Raw genomic sequence first — 17082 nt, 5'->3', positions numbered from 1 at the left:
AGATATACTTTATTTCACAGCAATGCTGAACGTCAATTCTTCAGGCGGTAAGCATTGCTTGTCGTTACAAACCATATAGGTAAGTGTCCCTTTTACCGTAGGCGCATTGCCCGTTAATTTTATCTTTTGCTGGAACACCACAGATTTTTTGTAGTAGCCCACTTCCATATCAAAAGTAGGGTCGTGTTTGACAATAGGTTTAGCTGCTATTACCTTTCCGCTCAATTGGTAGGCTTTCGACGATTGGAACGAAAAACTTGTCGGTTGCGGACCATTTTTAGGAACTGTCTGCGAATAGATATGCCAGCCGTCATCTATGGTTGCCTTTAAAAGCAGCACCGCCTCTTTGTCGTTGATTTTCTTTGAAGCATAAGACCATTTTACAGGCTTTAGTATTTGTCCGAATGATGCGGCACTTATAAATAAGAGTGCCACAAAAAATATTGTCTTTTTCATTGTATTACCATTTAATTGTTACTGAATATTTTTCTTATCTATTGCCAACTATTTTTCGTTTAAAAGTTTTGTCAATAGGTTAATGACTTCTTTTGAAGAATAGTCAGCACCGCCCACCTGCCTACCGATGATGTTGTTTTGCTTATCTACTATAATGGTGGTTGGGATAGAACCTGCAAATAGTTCACGAGGTATTTCACTATCGGGAACGTGTACAGGGAGGTCAAATTTTTTCTTCTTCATCCACTCTTTTGACTTTTCTATATTCCCGTCCACATCGACCATCAGGAATACCAAATCCTTATTGTCCTTAAAGGTCTTCCGCAGTTCATTGATGGAGGGCATTTCGTGGATGCAGGGCGGACACCAAGTTGCCCAAAGATTGATAAAGACAACCTTTCCTTTTAACGAGTGTAACGAAACGGTTTTACCGTTTTCGTCCTTGAACTTCAAATCAGGTGTTTGCTGTTCATCGGACACTAATTGGCGTTCGCCATTAGTGCCTTGATTTACGGTCATCTTTCCGTCAATGCCGTTTCCGTTCATTGATGCGTATGCCCATCCCGTAATGACCATTAGCGGGAGCAAGGCAATTCTTTTGATGTATGCGCTCATAATCCTATTTATTTATTTTACCCTCTTTGATTTCTTCCGAAGGTTTGATAATGATTTTGTCTTCTGGAGAAAGGTTGCCGAAAACCTCTGTCAGCGTATCTAAACGGATGCCCTCATTTACGGCTACCCGTTTTACTTCGTCGTTGTTCATCGTTAAAACATACATACCCGACTGTGTATTCAGGACGGACTTACTCTTAACCCAATAGGACGGGGCTTTACGCTGTAATTTGAGCTTAACCTGGGCGTAATCGCCACCCTGCAATTCGCCAGACGGATTGTTCACGTCAAACTCCAATGTAAGCGAGCGGTCTTGCTGGTCAAGCAATCCCGATGTACGGGAAAGTTTGGCATCGAATGTTTTGCCCGGCTGCGAGCTAACGGTAAACGTTGCGGTCATACCCTGTTTTACGGATGCTGCGTGTTTTTCCGGTAGGGATAATGTTAGGCGTAGCTTATTGCCCTGCGCCATCATAAACAAAGGCGTATTGCTTCCTGTACCCGCCAAAGCACCAACGGAAACATTTCTTTGTGTAATAATCCCGTCGAAAGGTGCTGTAATGCGTAAATACTGCTGCAACTGCGAAGAATGCGCTGTACCTGCTCTCGAAGCATCATAAGCGGATTTGGCACTTTCCATCGCACTTTTAGCCCTGTCGAGTTCAATATCCGCTACGGCTCCCGTTGTTTTGGAAGCCGTAACCAATCGGTCATAAGCCTGTTTAGCATACAGATAATCACTATGTACTTTTTGCTCCGATGATTTGCTCGAAAGATATTGCTGCTGCATTTCGGGAGCTTCCAAAACTGCCAAAAGCTGCCCTTTACGAACCCTGTCGCCACGGTCAACGTACATTTTTTGCACAAAGCCCGTAACCTTTGCGAATACGGCTACCTGCTCGTAGGGTTTCAGTTCTGCCGGAACCGAAATTTCGTATTCGGGATTGATGAACTGTACAGGAGCCGTCTTATAACTCACTGCTTTGGGCTGTTCGGTTTTAGCCTGCTCTTTTTCCTTTTCTTTTTGGGAACAAGCGGAAAGCAGCAATACCAGCGAGGTAGCCAATGCCAATACTACTGTTGATTTTCTATTTATTGAAATGCTGTGATACATTGTAATGATTGTTTTAAAGTTTATTATATCGTTTGTTTACCGGATTGTTCTGCATAATACCTGCTCTCGCAATCGTCAGGGTCTAATGACGGGCTTATGACTTTCGTCCTTGACATCATAGATGAAAAGAAATGCGGAACCAATAACAGGATGGTTACAGTAGAGGCAATCAAGCCACCAATAACAGCCCTGCCCAATGGTGCTACCTGCTCTGCACCATCGCCTAAGCCCAATGCCATTGGCAACATCCCGGCAAGCATCGCTGCGGCGGTCATTAATACAGGTCTTAACCTTGACGAAGCTGCCAGCCTTGCGGCATTAACAGGTCTTAGCGCCATTTTTGTACGGTAATATTCTGCCTGATTGACCAATAACACCGCATTGGAAACCGATACCCCAAGCGACATAATAATACCCATATAGGATTGCAGGTTAAGTGTACTGCCTGTCAGGAATAAAATGATAAGGCTGCCCGCAATCACGGCAGGCAATACTGAAAGGATAATCAAAGGCACTTTGAACGACTGGTAATAAGCCGAAAGCATCAGGAATATGGCAATAATAGCTACTCCTAAACCTGCCAAAAGACTGCCCAATGTATCATCCAATAACTGTAATGTTCCCTCTGTCCATACCACAGTACCACGAGGTGCTTCGCCCGCATCTTTAATCGCCTGCTTTACTGCCCTTGATGCCGTACCCAAATCCTTGTCATACAGATTGGCAACAATGGTAACATAACGGTTCGGTCCCTTACGGTTTACCTGTGCAGGAGCCGTAACCCTGCGTATGGTTGCCACATCTTCCAATACGGGGCGAAGACTTCCGGCTTTCAACGGAAGCGAGCGCAATATTTCCTCCGACATAATACCCTCCGGTATCTGTACCTGAGTTTGGAATACCAATCCCGATTTCGGGTCAATCCAAAGGTTTTTATCTGTAAAACGGGTGGATGAAGTAGCCGTAATAAGGCTGCGGGTAATATCCTGCATCGTCAAACCGAACTGCCCGGCAAGGTCACGGTTTACTTCAATCTCCATACTTGGGTAAGCAACAGGTTCGGCAATGCGTACATCACGCAGATACGGAACATTTTTCAGGTTTGCCTCAATCTTTGATGCGTGGGCATAAGCTCCTTTTACCTGACCTGCTCCGACTTTAACCTCGATAGGTGTCATCGCACCCTGACCCATAATCTTTTCGGTCAGTTCCATCGGTTCAAAATTGAATGCGACTTCGGGATGCTTTTCTATAATCTTTTTACGGACTTTCTCTTTAAAATCTTCCATCGAACCGCCGTACACTTCCTTATTGACGGATATTTGCAACACCGCTTCGTTTGATGAATTACTGAAAAGGAATATCGGGTTGATAGGCGAACCTGCGGGGTGCATCCCCACAAATGCGGAAGTAATATTCAATCCGTTTTCGGGAAGTTCTGCTTTAATATCATTGGTAATATCTTTGACAATCTGCTCGGTCTTTTCGAGCCTGCTTCCTGACGGAGCATCTATGCGTATCTGAAAATCGCCGTTATTGGAAACGGGCATTACATCCGTACCTACAACAGTCAATAATAAGCCTGAAATAGCACCTGCAACCAATACATAAACCACAAAAAGCGGTATGGCTTTAGTTGACCATTTGCGCATCTTGAATGAATAGTTTACACGGAACTTATCGAAGAAAGCCCGCTTTCTCGGTGTGTTGGCTTCCGTGTTGTGCTTATTCTTCATCATCCAGTTTGCCAGTATAGGCACAAAGGTCTGCGAAGCCAAAAAGGAAGCTATCATCGCAAAGGCAACTGCCATTGACAAAGGCATAAACATATCTTTTGGAATGCCTGTCATAATAAAGGCAGGTGTCAATACCGCAAGAATACACAGCAAAATCAGCAATTTGGGGATAGAGATTTCAAGCAGGGCATCTATAATCGCCCGCTGTTTGGGCTTGCCCATTTCCATATGCTGGTGTATGTTCTCTATCGTTACCGTGGCTTCATCGACGAGAATACCAATGGACAAAGCCAGCCCGCTCAATGTCATAATATTAATGGTCTGTCCGAAAAGGTACAATGTGGTAACTGCTGCAAGAATGGCAATCGGAATGGTCAGTACCACAATGATTGCTCCACGGGTATCGCCCAGGAACAATAATATCATCAATCCTGTAAATACCGCTCCCAAAATACCCTCGTGTATCAGGTTGGAAAGAGAACGCTCTATATAATTCGATTGGTCAAATTCATAGCTGACCTTTACATCTTCCGGCAATTGGTCTTTCAGCATCGGAATGGCTGCCTTTAGGTTCTCCACGGCATCCAATGTGGAAGCATCTGCTTTCTTGATAATAGGCAGGTAAACCGAACGTTTGCCGTTAACCAAAGCGTAGCCTACGGTCTGGTCTGCGCCGTCTTCTACACGGGCAACATCGCCAACATATACTGTACGGTTATCGCTTGTTTTTACAGGGGTTTTCAACAATTCTTGAGGTCCTTTGGCAATAGAATTAATCGGAGCCATCAGGTTTTCATCGCCAATGCGGATATTTCCAGCAGGCGACGGAAGACTGTTTTTGGTAATGGCTACCGTAATATCTTCGGGGCTTAACCCGTTCGCCTGCATTGCTTCGGGGTCAATGTTAATGACAATGGAACGGATGTTACCGCCAAAAGGCGCAGGAGAAGTGATGCCCGGAATTTGTACGAACATCGGGCGTATTTTGGTCAATGCCAATGTCTGTATTTCATTTACGGAACGCTGGTCGCTTTCAAACACAAGGTTTCCTACCGGAAGCGAACTACCGTCAAAGCGTACCACCATCGGCGGGACGGCTCCGGGCGGCAGGAAGCCCATTGCCCGTGAAACGGAAGTAGATACCTCTCCGGCAGCCTGCGACATATCGGTTCCGGGATAAAAGGTCAGCTTCATCAGGGTCAAACCCTGTACACTTTTAAAATCAATGTTCTTTACACCACTGACAAACAGGAGTACCTTTTGGAACTCGTTTGCCATAAACCCGTCCATATAGGCGGGGGACAAACCACCGTAAGGCATAGCCACATACATCGCAGGTAATTCCACTTCGGGGAATATATCTACGTTTATTTTTTTAATGGTATTGTAGGAAAAGAAAGCTATCGCCAGTACGACAACCATAATCGCAATAGGTTTCCTTAACGCAAATCTTATAATGTTCATATACGATTATTTAAAGGTTGTTAAACAAAAAGTCGAAATCGGCAGTCAGCTCCGCTTCATAAGCCAGCAATACCCAATACTCACGGGAAGCCTCGATGTGGGCGTTCTCTGCCTGTTCCAGCAAAATGCGTATCTGTAACAGTTCGCTTAACGTGATCAAACCGCTTTTATACCTTGCGAGGTACATATTGTAAGCATCCTGCGACTGCTGTACGGCAAGTTTCGTTTTCTGAAGCTGCTGGTACTGCTGAACGATTTTTGCCTGCGAAGCGGACAAATCTGCCTGCATTGCCTGCTCGTATTGCGAATGGAGTAATTTGGTACTTTCGGCTTCTTTAAAAAGTTGCTCGCCTTTCATCCGGTTGGTATGCAGGCTCGTCAAATTCCACGTGATGCCGATACCCGCCAAAAAATTATTGGTGGTATTCCTGAACCCGTCTTTCCACGCTCCCGATACCTTTCCGTTGGGACTGATGCCCGTACCCCGGTAGGCATAACCGCCCAACAGATTGATAGAGGGCAAAGAAGACCTTTTTTGTGCCTCGCCGCTCAACGTGTAATACTCGGACTGTTTATCCAAAGCATCTAAAATGGGGTGCGAGGGATTGATGGTGTTTACCTTGTTCAAGCTATTTTCGGCGGGATTGTCGAAACGGTTAGCGGATGCTGTATAATTAACGGTATCATCGCCGTACAGTTCTAACAGCTTGATGTAAGCGGCATTTTTAAAGCCATTCCATTTATCGTATTCGCCCATTGCCTGTACATAAGACGATGAAGCAAGCAGGCTGTCTGCAGCAGGTCTAAGACCTGATGCTGATAAACCGGAAGTGATTTTGCGAATATCGTTCAGGCGTTCGGCGTTGTTCTTTGTCCACTGCAACTTGGCATTGTTGTACAAAAGGGTAATGTATCTTTCAGATAATATCTTTTTAAGGTTGAGGACATACGCATCTTTATCACTCACTGATTTATCATACAACGCTCCGGCAGCCTCGTTTTGCTTACGGAGCTTTCCGAAAGAGAACAATTCCCAATTGACAATGGCGGAGCCAAAGGTATTAGCTGCGGTGGTACTGCCGTCTAACGGCACTGAACCATTTACATTGAAAAAGCCGGGCTGTGGGAAAAATCCGCCTGCGCTTCCCTCGTAAGTACCGTAGGTATTCTGTGCCTGTGCGTTTACCTGCGGCAGCATATTGCCTTTTACCGCCCGTTGGTTATACTTTGCAGCATCAATCGCCGACATTTTGGCTCCAACTCCGGGATAATTTTCTTCGACTTTAGACCACAAGCTGCCTAAAGTATATTCCTGTTGTTGCTGCGCATATAGTGGAAGCGCAGCAACAATGGCTAACCATAATAATGTGGTTGCCATAATATGTTTTATCATATTACGATACAATTTTGGAGAGGTCGGTTAAAACGACCTAAGATTATTTTAAAATGAAAACAATAGAAAGCCTATTGAAACCGCATCGCAGTCAATAGGAAAAGAGAATTAGCGGGCAAAGTGGATGATGAGCTTCCGGTATTCCAAAAAGATAGGAATAGAACTTCGGATTTTGTTGCTACCGCTATAAAGTGGATGTTTGTTTTCTTTGTTTAATGGGCAGAAGCCGATAAGGAAAAGAAAGGAAGCCGTAAAAAGAAGAACGGGTAGAAAATCGTTCGCCTTAAAATTAAAGTTTTGGACAATCTGGTTGTCGGCAGTTTCAATCTTGCTACATTTTTCCAGAGAGCTTGTCGGGAAACTCTGATGAGTTTTAGGAAAACCACTTTCTGTCTGTGTTGGCAGACCTGCAAAAATTTTAATGCTGCTTTTGATCGAGCAGGATGTAAGCAATACCAACAAGAACGTGGCGAATACTAAAAAGTATCGCTTGCAATTCGTTAAAATATTTGGTATAGTCCTGTTCATCAATTTACAAAAATAGTTTTATTTGATTAAGGTCGCAAACAATTACGCCTGTTTTATGCTTTTTTAACACGAAAAACAGTGAAATACGATGCAGTTTGCTTATATATGCTTTTACTATCGTTAGGAAAAGAAGTGTTGCCACGCACCCCTTGTATGATTTAACACTATCTGAAGAAACCCTTATTTCACTAACTCGTTTTTTTGTTCCGTCCATTCGTTGATACCTCCCGAATACATTTTAAGATTTTTCACGCCGTTCCTTTTCAGTATGGAATATGCCATTGCTGCCCGTACCCCGCTTTGACAATGCACGATAACAGGTTTGTCTTTGCTGATTTTGTCCATGTTGTTTTCCAATGAGGTCAGCACCATATTTTCCACGCCTTTGATGTGTCCGTTATGGTATTCGCTCTCGGTTCGCACATCTATGATTTGAACGTCTTTTTTATCCAGGTGCTTTTTCAGTTCCCCGATACTAACGAGGTCGGATTTTTCCAGTGCCACATTCATCTTATCCAAGTCGGTCACAAAACCGTAGATATTATCCATCCCGATACGCATCAGCTTACGGGTCAGGTCTTCCGTGTGGCTTTCATCGGTTATCAATACGATTTGAGGTTGATAATCTACCAAAGAACCTACCCAAGTGGAAAATGATTTTCCGTTTTCGATATGCAGGCTGCCCGGAATGTGACCTTTGACAACCTCGTTTTTGCTGCGGGTATCAATAACCAGCAATTTGTTGTCAATGGCTTTTTGAAATGCTGGCTGGTTGAGTTTTGGATGAACAGGAACTTGAATAAGCAACGGACGTTCCACCTTGTTGAGTTGCTTCATCACGGCAAAATAGTTGGGCGGGGTCGGCTGTCCGTCCAAAATGTATTTTACAAAACCTTTTTCATCATTTTTAAATTGAAAGGCTTTGCTGTTCTGCTTTTCTTCTTTTAAGGTAGAATGTGGAATGGTGCTTAGGCTCTTGCCACAGAATGAACCTGCTCCGTGTCCTGCCCATATCTCCAAATCGTCAGGCAATCGGGAAAACTTTTGAATAGAAGCATAAAGCTTTTTTGCTCCAAGCTCCTGTGAGCCGACCTGCCCGGCTGCTTTTTCCAGCAGGTCAGGACGACCAACATCGCCCACGAAAATAAAATCTCCCGTAATGGCTCTTTGTGGTGTGGCTGGAACTTTCGTATCTCTTACCAAAAAAGTGATGCTTTCGGGCGTGTGTCCGGGCGTGTGCATTACTTTCAGTTCCACCTGCCCGATAGAGATGATACTGCCGTCTTTCAGCCCGGTGTGTAGAAACTGATATTGCCAATCCGCTCCGCCCTCATCGGACAGTAGCAACTCCGCATTGGTAACGGCTGCCAGTTCACGGGAACCGCTTAAAAAATCGGCGTGGATATGTGTTTCGGCTACTTTGGTTATATTGAGGTGGTTAGCTTTGGCAATTTCCAAGTAAGTATCCATATCCCGCTTCGGGTCTATAACAATAGCTTCTTTGGTTTTTAAATCGCCTATCACAAAACTTGCCTGCGCCAATGTTTCATCATATACCCGCTCGAAAAAATAGCTTTGGGCTTGTAATTGATTTCCTTGTAAGAACAAGATTATAAATAAAGCTATAGTAGTGGTAAACTTTGCTTTGGTCAGCATAATCATCTTTTTGAAATTCGTAACCCACAAATTTAGACTATCTGTCCTCCCTGTACTGTAACTTTTGTTACATAAGGTAAATGATGTTGTGGTGGTGTTATTTGTTATTTTTCAGTTGATAGGTCAAATTAAGGAACATATTGTTTTCGTATAACCTGATATTGCCGGATGCCGACGGGACAGAAAACCGGATAAGGTATATGTAGCCGACATCAAATTTCAGATTGGGCAACACGCTGTATTCAATGTTCAGCCCTGTCCTGTTATGGTCGGGAAACTGTGCTGAAGAAGTTCCCGTTACGTTGATAAAGAACTCGTCAAATAGGGTAAGTTTAAGTTGTTCGGTCAATTCATACCGACCACCGAAACGTGTACGGAACCTTATAACGTTGGGTTGTTGGTTATTGATAATACGGTATTCCAAAGCATTCCTGTTCACAAGGTAAATACGCTTGTATATTTTGTGCTGTAATTCTTCTGCTACTGAAAACCGTACCTCACTATTAGGTGCAGCTTCTTTATCTGGCTTATCCTGAATAATGCGGTAATGGGAAAAATAGGCAAACGGCGAAACGGAAAACTTTAGGTTGGGGTTATGCTGGTAGTGTACCCAATTCCTGAATGTAAACATCAGGTTGTTATCCAGCATATTCCCGTTTTGAAATCCGCTCTGTCGCCTGTGCTGAAACTCATTATCTACTTTGAATTTTTCGCCGACAGGAACGCTTAACGTACTGCGAAACCAAGCGTTGTAATGTTTTTGTGCCTGTAAAGTTTGGGCAATAAAAACCCACATTGCTGTTGCCAGCAATCGTTTAAACCGATACATAAACGGTATTAATGAGGCAGTTTTTCCCTTAGCAAGCCATACACCCAAGTACCTGTAATGGCACTCAACAGGGTAACGGCAATAACGGTAGCCCCCGTTCCGATTTGTGCAAACAAGGGACCCGGACAGGCTCCGGTTATTGCCCAGCCCAAACCAAAAATCAGAGCGCCATAGATTTGCCCTTTATTGAATGTTTTAGGAGCAATTTTAATAGGTTCGCCGTAAATGGTTTTGATATTGAATTTCTTTATCAGGAAAACGGAGATCATACCCGTTAAGACCGCACTCCCGATAATGCCGTACATATGGAACGATTGCAGTCGGAACATTTCCTGTATGCGGAACCAGCTTACGACTTCCGATTTTACGAATACGATACCGAACAGTATGCCGATTATCAGGTATTTGATGTTATGATACCATTTGTGTTCCAAACGGCTTTCGTTGACACACATCGCATCCAGTTCACGAAGTTGTAAATCTTTTTCTATATCTCTGTTTTGTTGCATTTCTTGTCAGGGTTATAATGAAAGTATAAACGGTAAAATGAGGTTCGCCATAATGAAACCGCCAATCATAAAACAGATGGTGGCAATCAGCGAGGGCAACTGTAAATTAGACAATCCCATAATGGCGTGTCCGCTGGTACAGCCACCCGCATAACGTGTGCCGAAGCCTACTAAAAATCCTCCTACTACCATCAGGATAAAACCCTTTAGGGTCAGTAAGGATTGCCAGTTGATAATATCTTCAGGGATTAGATTGTTATAGTTGGTAATGCCGTAGCCCGCTAATTCCTGTGCCAGTTTTGGATTGACCTCAACGGGAGCCGGATTTGATAACAGGCTAACGGCAATAGCTCCGCCCAAAAATATCCCGAACACAAAAAACAGGTTCCACACTTCTTTTTTCCAATCGTATTTAAAGAACGGGATACCCGCAGGCATACAGGATGCACATATATGCCGTAGCGAGGAACTGATGCCAAATGATTTGTTGCCAATAAATAATAGCAAGGGTACGGTTAACCCGACTAATGGACCTGCAACGTACCAAGCCCAGGGCTGTTTCAAGAATTCTAACATTTATGATTTTATCTGTTTTCGTTAATTAATCTTTCCAGTTCATTCGCCGGGAAAATACCGGACTGCCGCCAGCGTATTTCTCCCTTTTTAAATATAATGAGGGTAGGCACACCCCGCACCTGATAAGCTGCTGCCACCTGGGGGTTCTTGTCCACATCAATTTTGATAATGCTGGCATCATCGCCTACACGCTGCTTTAATTCTTCCAGAATGGGCGACATCATTTTACAGGGTCCGCACCATTCGGCAAAGAAATCTACCAATATGGGCTTATCGCTGTTTATTATCTCCTGAAACGTCATACTCTTTTTTGTTTTTTTTAAATGTTGATGACAGTAGCCCGCCCATAGCTGCGCCGTAAAGGGTACTGTTGACCGGGTTGGAAGTAATGGCGCAACTTCCCGTACTGCAACCGATAAATCTCCAATAGAAATAACCTGCGACTGCCCCGATAGCCATACCGATTAGGGTAAACAAATGTTTTTTAGCGAACTTCTTCATACGTTGTATCTTCTATTTTTTTACTGCTTCGCCGTGAAACGGGTGTATTGCAGCCCGAAGCACCGCAACAGCCTATGTTGAACAAGGGCATTAATGAAAACAGTGCGCCCAATGCAACGAGCAGCCACTCATTTGCCTGAAAGCCCTGCACCATAACGAGGAGGCCCAATGCCAAGCGCACTATACGCATCAAATTCCAACCGTTTAAAATGCTTTGCTTCATCTTTTCTTCTTTTTAAAAGTGTTTATACCAAACGGGAAGTAAAGGGGGCAAAAGCTGATAAACGATGTAAGTATAAAGGCGATTGCCAAAATGCCCAATAGGATTGCCCACGTTCCCGAAATAACGTTGGTGAAATACAATACCGCAATAACAACGGCTATCCCGATGCGGATGGTTTTGTCCGCTGTTCCCATATTCTTTTTCATCTTTTCTGTTTTTTTATCAGGTTGATAAACACTTCCGATTTGGTTCTTGACGGAATACTGTTGTAACAGCCATCCATTGTCTTAATGGTAAAATGTGGCTCAAAGATGGGTTTGTATTCGCAAGGGCAACCTCCAAACGGTGGAAACGATTGGTTAAATTGTTTGTCGAACAGTACGCCTATTATTTTGCCATTTTCGTTTAGCAGGGAAGCCGTTTTCTCTGCATACTCCTTTCGCCTGCCCGGCGGGATGGCACAAAAAAATGTTTGCTCGATGATTAAATCGTAATTGCCCTCATGACCAAAAAAATCCCCGCACAGCACCTTTACCTGTGGCGTACCGGAAAATTTTTCTTTCAACGTTTCAACGGCTTTGGGTGCAATATCAATCAATGTAATATTCATAAATCCTTTTACAAGCAAGTATTCTGCTTCATAGGCATTGCCACAACCCGGAATGAGAATAGCCGCATTTTTGTTGGGGTATTGTTCCATATATTTGGTAATGGCAGGTGAAGCCTGTCCCATATCCCAACCTGTTTCATTCTTCAGCCAACGCTCGTCCCAATAGTTTTGGTCAAGTGGATTTTCGCACTGCGTTAGGCAACATTGTACGTCTTTTTCTTTTTTACTCATTGACCAGCTGATTTACGTTCTGCCAGGTTCCGCCGTTGATGACATTATGAAAGCCATTCTGCTCCAAAATGCTTTTTGCCTGTCCACTTCTGTTTCCGCTCCTACAAAACACAACGATATTTTCCTTTCCCTTGAATTTTGATAATTCTGTTGGTATTTTATCCAACGGAATGTTTACGGCTCCTTTTACGCTTCCCTCCGCAAACTCGGCAGGTGTACGTACATCTACCAGGAAAGCCCCGTCTTTTATGGCTTCGGTAAGCCGGTTGTTATCCGTGTTGCCGAATAAGGCTGAAAAAAATCCCATAGTTTTTTATTTTAAGCGTTCGTACACGATGCTTCTTTGCACCCGACTGTTTTACCCTCTACTGCTAACCATTCTTTCATACCGCCGGAAAAATTCTTTACGTTTTCAAAGCCGTTTTTAGCCAGTATGGAATAAGCGATTGCCGAACGGTCGCCCGCCTGACAATGGATGACCACCTGTTTGTCTTTACTGATTTTATCGAGGTTGTCCGGCAGGGTTCCGACAAAAACATTATCCGCACCGTCTATGTGTCCTGCCTCATATTCGGTTGCTCCCCGAACATCGACTATCTGCACATTATCCTGCCCGATGTAGGTCTTAAATTCGTCCAAAGCAATCACGTCTGCGCTCTGGAGTGCAATGTCCATATCGTTTACATCCGAAATGTAACCGTAGATGTTGTCCAAACCGATACGCATCAGCTTACGGGTCAAATCTTCCATCTGGCTGTCATCAGCTACCAAAATAAACTGCTCCTGATAGTTCAGCAACCAACCGCACCACGTAGAAAAAGAGTTATTTCCCTGAATGTTCAGGCTACCGGGAATAAAGCCTTTAGCGAAATCTGCCTTATTGCGGGTATCTATTACCCTGATGCCTTTTTCATAGGCAGAAACAAATTGTTCTTTGGATAGCTTCGGGTGTTTCGGAACTTCTATCAAGAGTGGACGATAAACTTTGTTCAAATGCTTCATCATTGCAAAATACTTCGGCGGCTCCGGCTGGTCGGCTAACAGGTATTCGGTAAATCCGTTTTCATCTTCGCTATACTGGAACGCCCAATTGCGGATTTTTTCGTACCCTACGGTAGAGCTATGCACCGCTCCCAAAGACTTACCACAAGCGGAGCCTGCCCCGTGTGCCGACCATACCTGAACGTATTCGGGAAGCGCAGCAAACTTTTTCAACGATTGGAACATCTGTTTGGCTCCGGCTTCTTTTGTTCCGATAAGTCCTGCGGCTTTCTCTAACAAATCAGGACGACCAATATCGCCGACAAATACAAAATCGCCTGTGAATACCATAACGGGCTTGTCCGTTGCCGGATGGTCGGTCAGTAAAAAGCTGATGCTTTCGGGCGTGTGACCAGGTGTGTGCATTACCTCCAATGTGAGGTTGCCCACTCTAATCATATTGCCGTCTTTCAGCCCTTTGTGCGGGAATTGATATTGCCAGTTTTCGCCTCCCTCGTCCGAAAGGTACATCGTTGCCCCGGTTACTGCCGCCAGTTCCCTTGAACCGCAAAGAAAGTCTGCGTGTATGTGGGTTTCGGCAATGTGCGTGATGCGGATATTATTCTGCTTTGCGATTTCGAGATATACATCAATATCCCTTTGGGCATCTATTACGATTGCCTCGCCCGTAGCCTGACAGCCTATTACATAACTGCCCTGTGCCAAACTTTTATCATAAACGTGTTGAAAAAACATACTGATTTATTTTTATCGTTATCATTCTTTTTACTACTGCAAATTTCCGTTACTTATTTTTCCTGTACAGCTACTTTAGTTACATAAGGACAGGAAGACTACATTTTCCCTTTCATCATTTTATTCCAGTACATATAGGGGAGCATATATTTCTTTAGCAGCCACAACCGCCAATGCTCTTTGTAGCTGTTGAACACCAGCATAAATTTCAGCATAGGGTCGGGTGTAAACTCATTCTTATAATTAAACTCTGCGAGTGTCATTTTGCCGTACCCTGTAACCAATGGGCAGGACGAATACCCGTCATAAGATTTATTGTCTGCGGGCTTATGGGCAAGTAGTTTCAGGATATTATCCACCACTACGGGAGCCTGCTTGCGAATGGCTGCACCTGTTTTCGCCGTTGGCAATGCCGCTACGTCGCCCAATCCGAAAATGTTAGGGTATGTCTTGTGTTGCAGGCTGTTTATATCCACATTCAGCCATCCTGCCTCATTGCACAAACCTGATTTTATCAGAAATCCGGGAGCAACCTGCGGGGGAGCCAGATGCAGGAAATCAAACGGTATTTCAATGACGGACTGCCCCTGTACCCGTTCTCCTAAAACATTGCCCTCGTTGACCACACACTTGTTTTCATCGGGTGCGATGTTCTGGAAATAGGCAATTTTCTTGTCGGGGTCAATCTTTACCGGGGCATAGAATGGTTTGAAATGAACGTTATACCGATGGATAACTTTCATGAGTGTTTCGGCAATAACCTTTACGCCGAAAATGACTGAACCCGGCGTGGCAAACACCACATTTGTTTTTTTTATCCAGTCCTTTCCTTTTGAAATAATCTGCCGCCAGATACATAATCTTCTGTGGTGCGCCACCACATTTAATGGGTGTGGTGGGCTGTGTAAAAATGGCGTTGCCTCCTTTGAAGCCCTGCAAGCATTTCCACGTATATTCAGGGTCTATGTAGTTGCTGCAAACTACGCCTTTGGCAAGGGCTTCTTCCAAGCCAGCTATCAATGAAAGGTCGTACACAAGCCCCGCAGCTACGATTAAGTAATCATAACCGATGCTGCCGCATTTTTCTGTTTCCACCTTGTTTTCTTCGGGGCGGAGTATCGTTGCCTTGTCTTTAATCCATTCCACGCCGGAGGGAATGAGCGATGCTTCTTCCCTGATGGTCTTCTCCATTTTGTAAGTGCCTGCACCTACCAATGTAAAAGCGGGCTGATAGTAGTGCTTTTCGGACGGTTCAATAATGGCAATGGATAAACCGGGTTGCTTGTTCTTTAATTGAGCAGCAACCATAATACCTCCCGTACCTCCGCCAATAATGAGTATTTGAAAATGCTTTTCCATATGACAATGATTTTAGTGTAACAATGTTTCCTTAACGATGATGTAGATGCCCATTACCAGCACAAACCATCCGAAAGCGGGCTTCAACTTGGAAGCCTTTATTTTTGTAGAAAGGTAACTGCCTATCAGTATGCCGATGATGGCAATGGAAGCGATGCTTAATAGAAAGCCCCATTGTACGGAAGTATGGGGCAGGGAAAAGAGGAAGCCCATTAAAGAGTTGATGGAAATAATGACCAATGATGTGCCTACGGCTGTTTTCATCGGCAATTTCAGCAGGTTTACCAAAGCAGGGATTATCAGGAAGCCACCGCCTGCGCCAATCAGTCCGGTTATCACGCCGATAAAAATTCCCTGTAATAGAATTTGCAGATAATTAATTTGTTGCTTTTGTAATGCTTCATCATCTTCCTTTCTGATTTTTTTTATCATACTGTAAGATGCTGCAATCATCAGTATGGCAAAGAGCAGCATCAACAGCATATTCTTGGTTATGGTGTAGTTCCCGATAGTGAAGACCTCTTGCGGGATAGCCGGAAGTACATATTCCCTTGTCAAAAAAATAGATGCAATGGACGGAATACCGAAAACAAGTGCTGTTTTGATACTGACCAATCCTTTTTTGAAATAAGAGAATGAACCGACAACGCTCGTTGAGCCAACGATGAAAAGGGAGTAAGCGGTAGCCAATACTGCATCAAGGCTAAACAGGTAAACCAGTACAGGAACAGTCAGAATACTGCCACCGCCACCGATTAGCCCTAAAGAAATACCAATAAAAATTGATGCCGAATACCCTGCTATATCCATAGATTTCTGAATTGATACTACAAATTTGCACCAATCCAAAAACCTGTACAGTTACATTTGTTACATAAGGGTGATTTTGTTCCTGCCCAATCGAACCGTCCCCATTTCTTCCAACTGTTTCAGCAGCCTCGACACGACTACACGGGCAGTACCCAATTCATTGGCTAATTGTTCGTGGGTAATGTTCAGGATATTATTTCCGGTAAGTTCCTGCTTCTTGCGCAGCAGAGCCAATAAGCGTTCATCTATCTTTTTAAAAGTGATGGCATTGACTATTTCTAAAAGTTCCTCGAAACGCTTGTGGTACAAACGGAAGATATAGTCCAGCCATTGGGGGTACTCTTTGATGAACAAGGCTACTTTATCCATTGGCAAAAAAAGGATTTCTGCATCCTCTTCCACTTCGGCTTTGACCTTGCTTGTTTCATTGTGCATCCCACCCAAAAATGACATAATGCAGCTTTCTCCGGCTTTGATGTAATACAGCAAAATCTCCCTGCCGTCTTCTTCTGTTCGGATAACTTTAAGGGTTCCTTTAGTAACAATAGGAATAGAACGAATGGATGAATTTTCATTCAGAATAACGCTTCCTGCTTCATATTCTTTTCGTATGCTGTTTTCATAGAGTTTCCCCACCAATTCAGGAGAGGATTTAAATTCTGTTATCTGTTCCAATGGTTCCATCTGCAAATTTTTAAGGCTTACTTATTCATAATACGGTTATATATCTGCTAA

General features: G+C 43.8%; 20 protein-coding genes. All 20 read right to left on the bottom strand.

The window, feature by feature from the left end; genetic code table 11:
• Window positions 1-9: 9 nt before the first annotated feature.
• On the bottom strand, window positions 10-456 hold the full coding sequence (locus tag I6J03_RS10465; protein ID WP_003012678.1) for a protein-disulfide reductase DsbD N-terminal domain-containing protein: 447 nt from the start codon (window positions 454-456) through the stop codon (window positions 10-12).
• Between the two features lie 48 nt (window positions 457-504).
• Complete coding sequence (locus tag I6J03_RS10460) at window positions 505-1044, bottom strand: TlpA family protein disulfide reductase (protein WP_232279866.1); 540 nt, start codon at window positions 1042-1044, stop codon at window positions 505-507.
• Window positions 1045-1075: 31 nt separating this feature from the next.
• Entirely contained in the window at window positions 1076-2185 is a 1110-nt protein-coding gene (locus tag I6J03_RS10455; protein ID WP_003012682.1) for an efflux RND transporter periplasmic adaptor subunit, read from the bottom strand.
• Window positions 2186-2208: 23 nt separating this feature from the next.
• On the bottom strand, window positions 2209-5385 hold the full coding sequence (locus I6J03_RS10450; protein ID WP_003012684.1) for an efflux RND transporter permease subunit: 3177 nt from the start codon (window positions 5383-5385) through the stop codon (window positions 2209-2211).
• Window positions 5386-5395: 10 nt separating this feature from the next.
• On the bottom strand, window positions 5396-6763 hold the full coding sequence (locus I6J03_RS10445; protein ID WP_232279867.1) for a TolC family protein: 1368 nt from the start codon (window positions 6761-6763) through the stop codon (window positions 5396-5398).
• A 723-nt stretch (window positions 6764-7486) separates the two neighbouring features.
• Window positions 7487-8962, bottom strand: coding sequence for an MBL fold metallo-hydrolase (locus I6J03_RS10440; RefSeq protein ID WP_157600622.1), 1476 nt, complete (start codon window positions 8960-8962; stop codon window positions 7487-7489).
• A 97-nt stretch (window positions 8963-9059) separates the two neighbouring features.
• Window positions 9060-9791: a DUF2490 domain-containing protein gene (locus I6J03_RS10435; protein ID WP_003012694.1), complete on the bottom strand. Its 732-nt coding sequence runs from the start codon at window positions 9789-9791 to the stop codon at window positions 9060-9062.
• Between the two features lie 8 nt (window positions 9792-9799).
• A complete protein-coding gene (locus I6J03_RS10430) occupies window positions 9800-10300 on the bottom strand; it encodes a DUF6691 family protein (RefSeq protein WP_003012696.1) in 501 nt (166 codons plus the stop codon).
• 12 nt (window positions 10301-10312) lie between these two features.
• Entirely contained in the window at window positions 10313-10876 is a 564-nt protein-coding gene (locus I6J03_RS10425) for a YeeE/YedE family protein (protein ID WP_003012699.1), read from the bottom strand.
• Between the two features lie 8 nt (window positions 10877-10884).
• Window positions 10885-11178 carry a thioredoxin gene (trxA, locus tag I6J03_RS10420; protein ID WP_003012703.1) on the bottom strand — a complete coding sequence of 98 codons (294 nt, stop codon included), beginning with the start codon at window positions 11176-11178 and terminating at the stop codon, window positions 10885-10887.
• The gene (locus I6J03_RS10415; protein ID WP_003012707.1) at window positions 11147-11377 is read right to left on the bottom strand and encodes a DUF6132 family protein; all 231 of its coding nucleotides are present in this window, start codon (window positions 11375-11377) and stop codon (window positions 11147-11149) included. Before I6J03_RS10415 ends, trxA begins: the two co-directional genes overlap by 32 nt.
• On the bottom strand, window positions 11361-11600 hold the full coding sequence (locus I6J03_RS10410) for a hypothetical protein (protein ID WP_003012708.1): 240 nt from the start codon (window positions 11598-11600) through the stop codon (window positions 11361-11363). The genes I6J03_RS10415 and I6J03_RS10410 overlap by 17 nt, the downstream gene beginning before the upstream one ends.
• Window positions 11597-11806, bottom strand: coding sequence for a YgaP family membrane protein (locus I6J03_RS10405; protein ID WP_003012710.1), 210 nt, complete (start codon window positions 11804-11806; stop codon window positions 11597-11599). The genes I6J03_RS10410 and I6J03_RS10405 overlap by 4 nt, the downstream gene beginning before the upstream one ends.
• Entirely contained in the window at window positions 11803-12441 is a 639-nt protein-coding gene (locus I6J03_RS10400) for a methyltransferase domain-containing protein (RefSeq protein ID WP_003012711.1), read from the bottom strand. Before I6J03_RS10400 ends, I6J03_RS10405 begins: the two co-directional genes overlap by 4 nt.
• A complete protein-coding gene (locus I6J03_RS10395) occupies window positions 12434-12748 on the bottom strand; it encodes a rhodanese-like domain-containing protein (RefSeq protein ID WP_003012713.1) in 315 nt (104 codons plus the stop codon). The genes I6J03_RS10400 and I6J03_RS10395 overlap by 8 nt, the downstream gene beginning before the upstream one ends.
• An 11-nt stretch (window positions 12749-12759) precedes the next feature.
• Complete coding sequence (locus I6J03_RS10390) at window positions 12760-14178, bottom strand: MBL fold metallo-hydrolase (RefSeq protein ID WP_003012715.1); 1419 nt, start codon at window positions 14176-14178, stop codon at window positions 12760-12762.
• A gap of 98 nt (window positions 14179-14276) precedes the next feature.
• Complete coding sequence (locus I6J03_RS10385; RefSeq protein ID WP_003012718.1) at window positions 14277-14921, bottom strand: NAD(P)/FAD-dependent oxidoreductase; 645 nt, start codon at window positions 14919-14921, stop codon at window positions 14277-14279.
• On the bottom strand, window positions 14899-15537 hold the full coding sequence (locus tag I6J03_RS10380; protein WP_003012720.1) for an FAD-dependent oxidoreductase: 639 nt from the start codon (window positions 15535-15537) through the stop codon (window positions 14899-14901). The genes I6J03_RS10385 and I6J03_RS10380 overlap by 23 nt, the downstream gene beginning before the upstream one ends.
• Before the next feature lie 12 nt (window positions 15538-15549).
• Window positions 15550-16347, bottom strand: coding sequence for a sulfite exporter TauE/SafE family protein (locus I6J03_RS10375; protein WP_201694358.1), 798 nt, complete (start codon window positions 16345-16347; stop codon window positions 15550-15552).
• Between the two features lie 60 nt (window positions 16348-16407).
• Window positions 16408-17031 (bottom strand): Crp/Fnr family transcriptional regulator, encoded by a 624-nt coding sequence (locus I6J03_RS10370; RefSeq protein WP_003012728.1) that lies wholly within the window; start codon window positions 17029-17031, stop codon window positions 16408-16410.
• Window positions 17032-17082: the final 51 nt, after the last annotated feature.

It is taken from the genome of Sphingobacterium spiritivorum (genome assembly GCF_016724845.1).
Taxonomy (GTDB): domain Bacteria; phylum Bacteroidota; class Bacteroidia; order Sphingobacteriales; family Sphingobacteriaceae; genus Sphingobacterium; species Sphingobacterium spiritivorum_A.
This window is presented reverse-complemented; position numbering and strand designations above follow the sequence as displayed.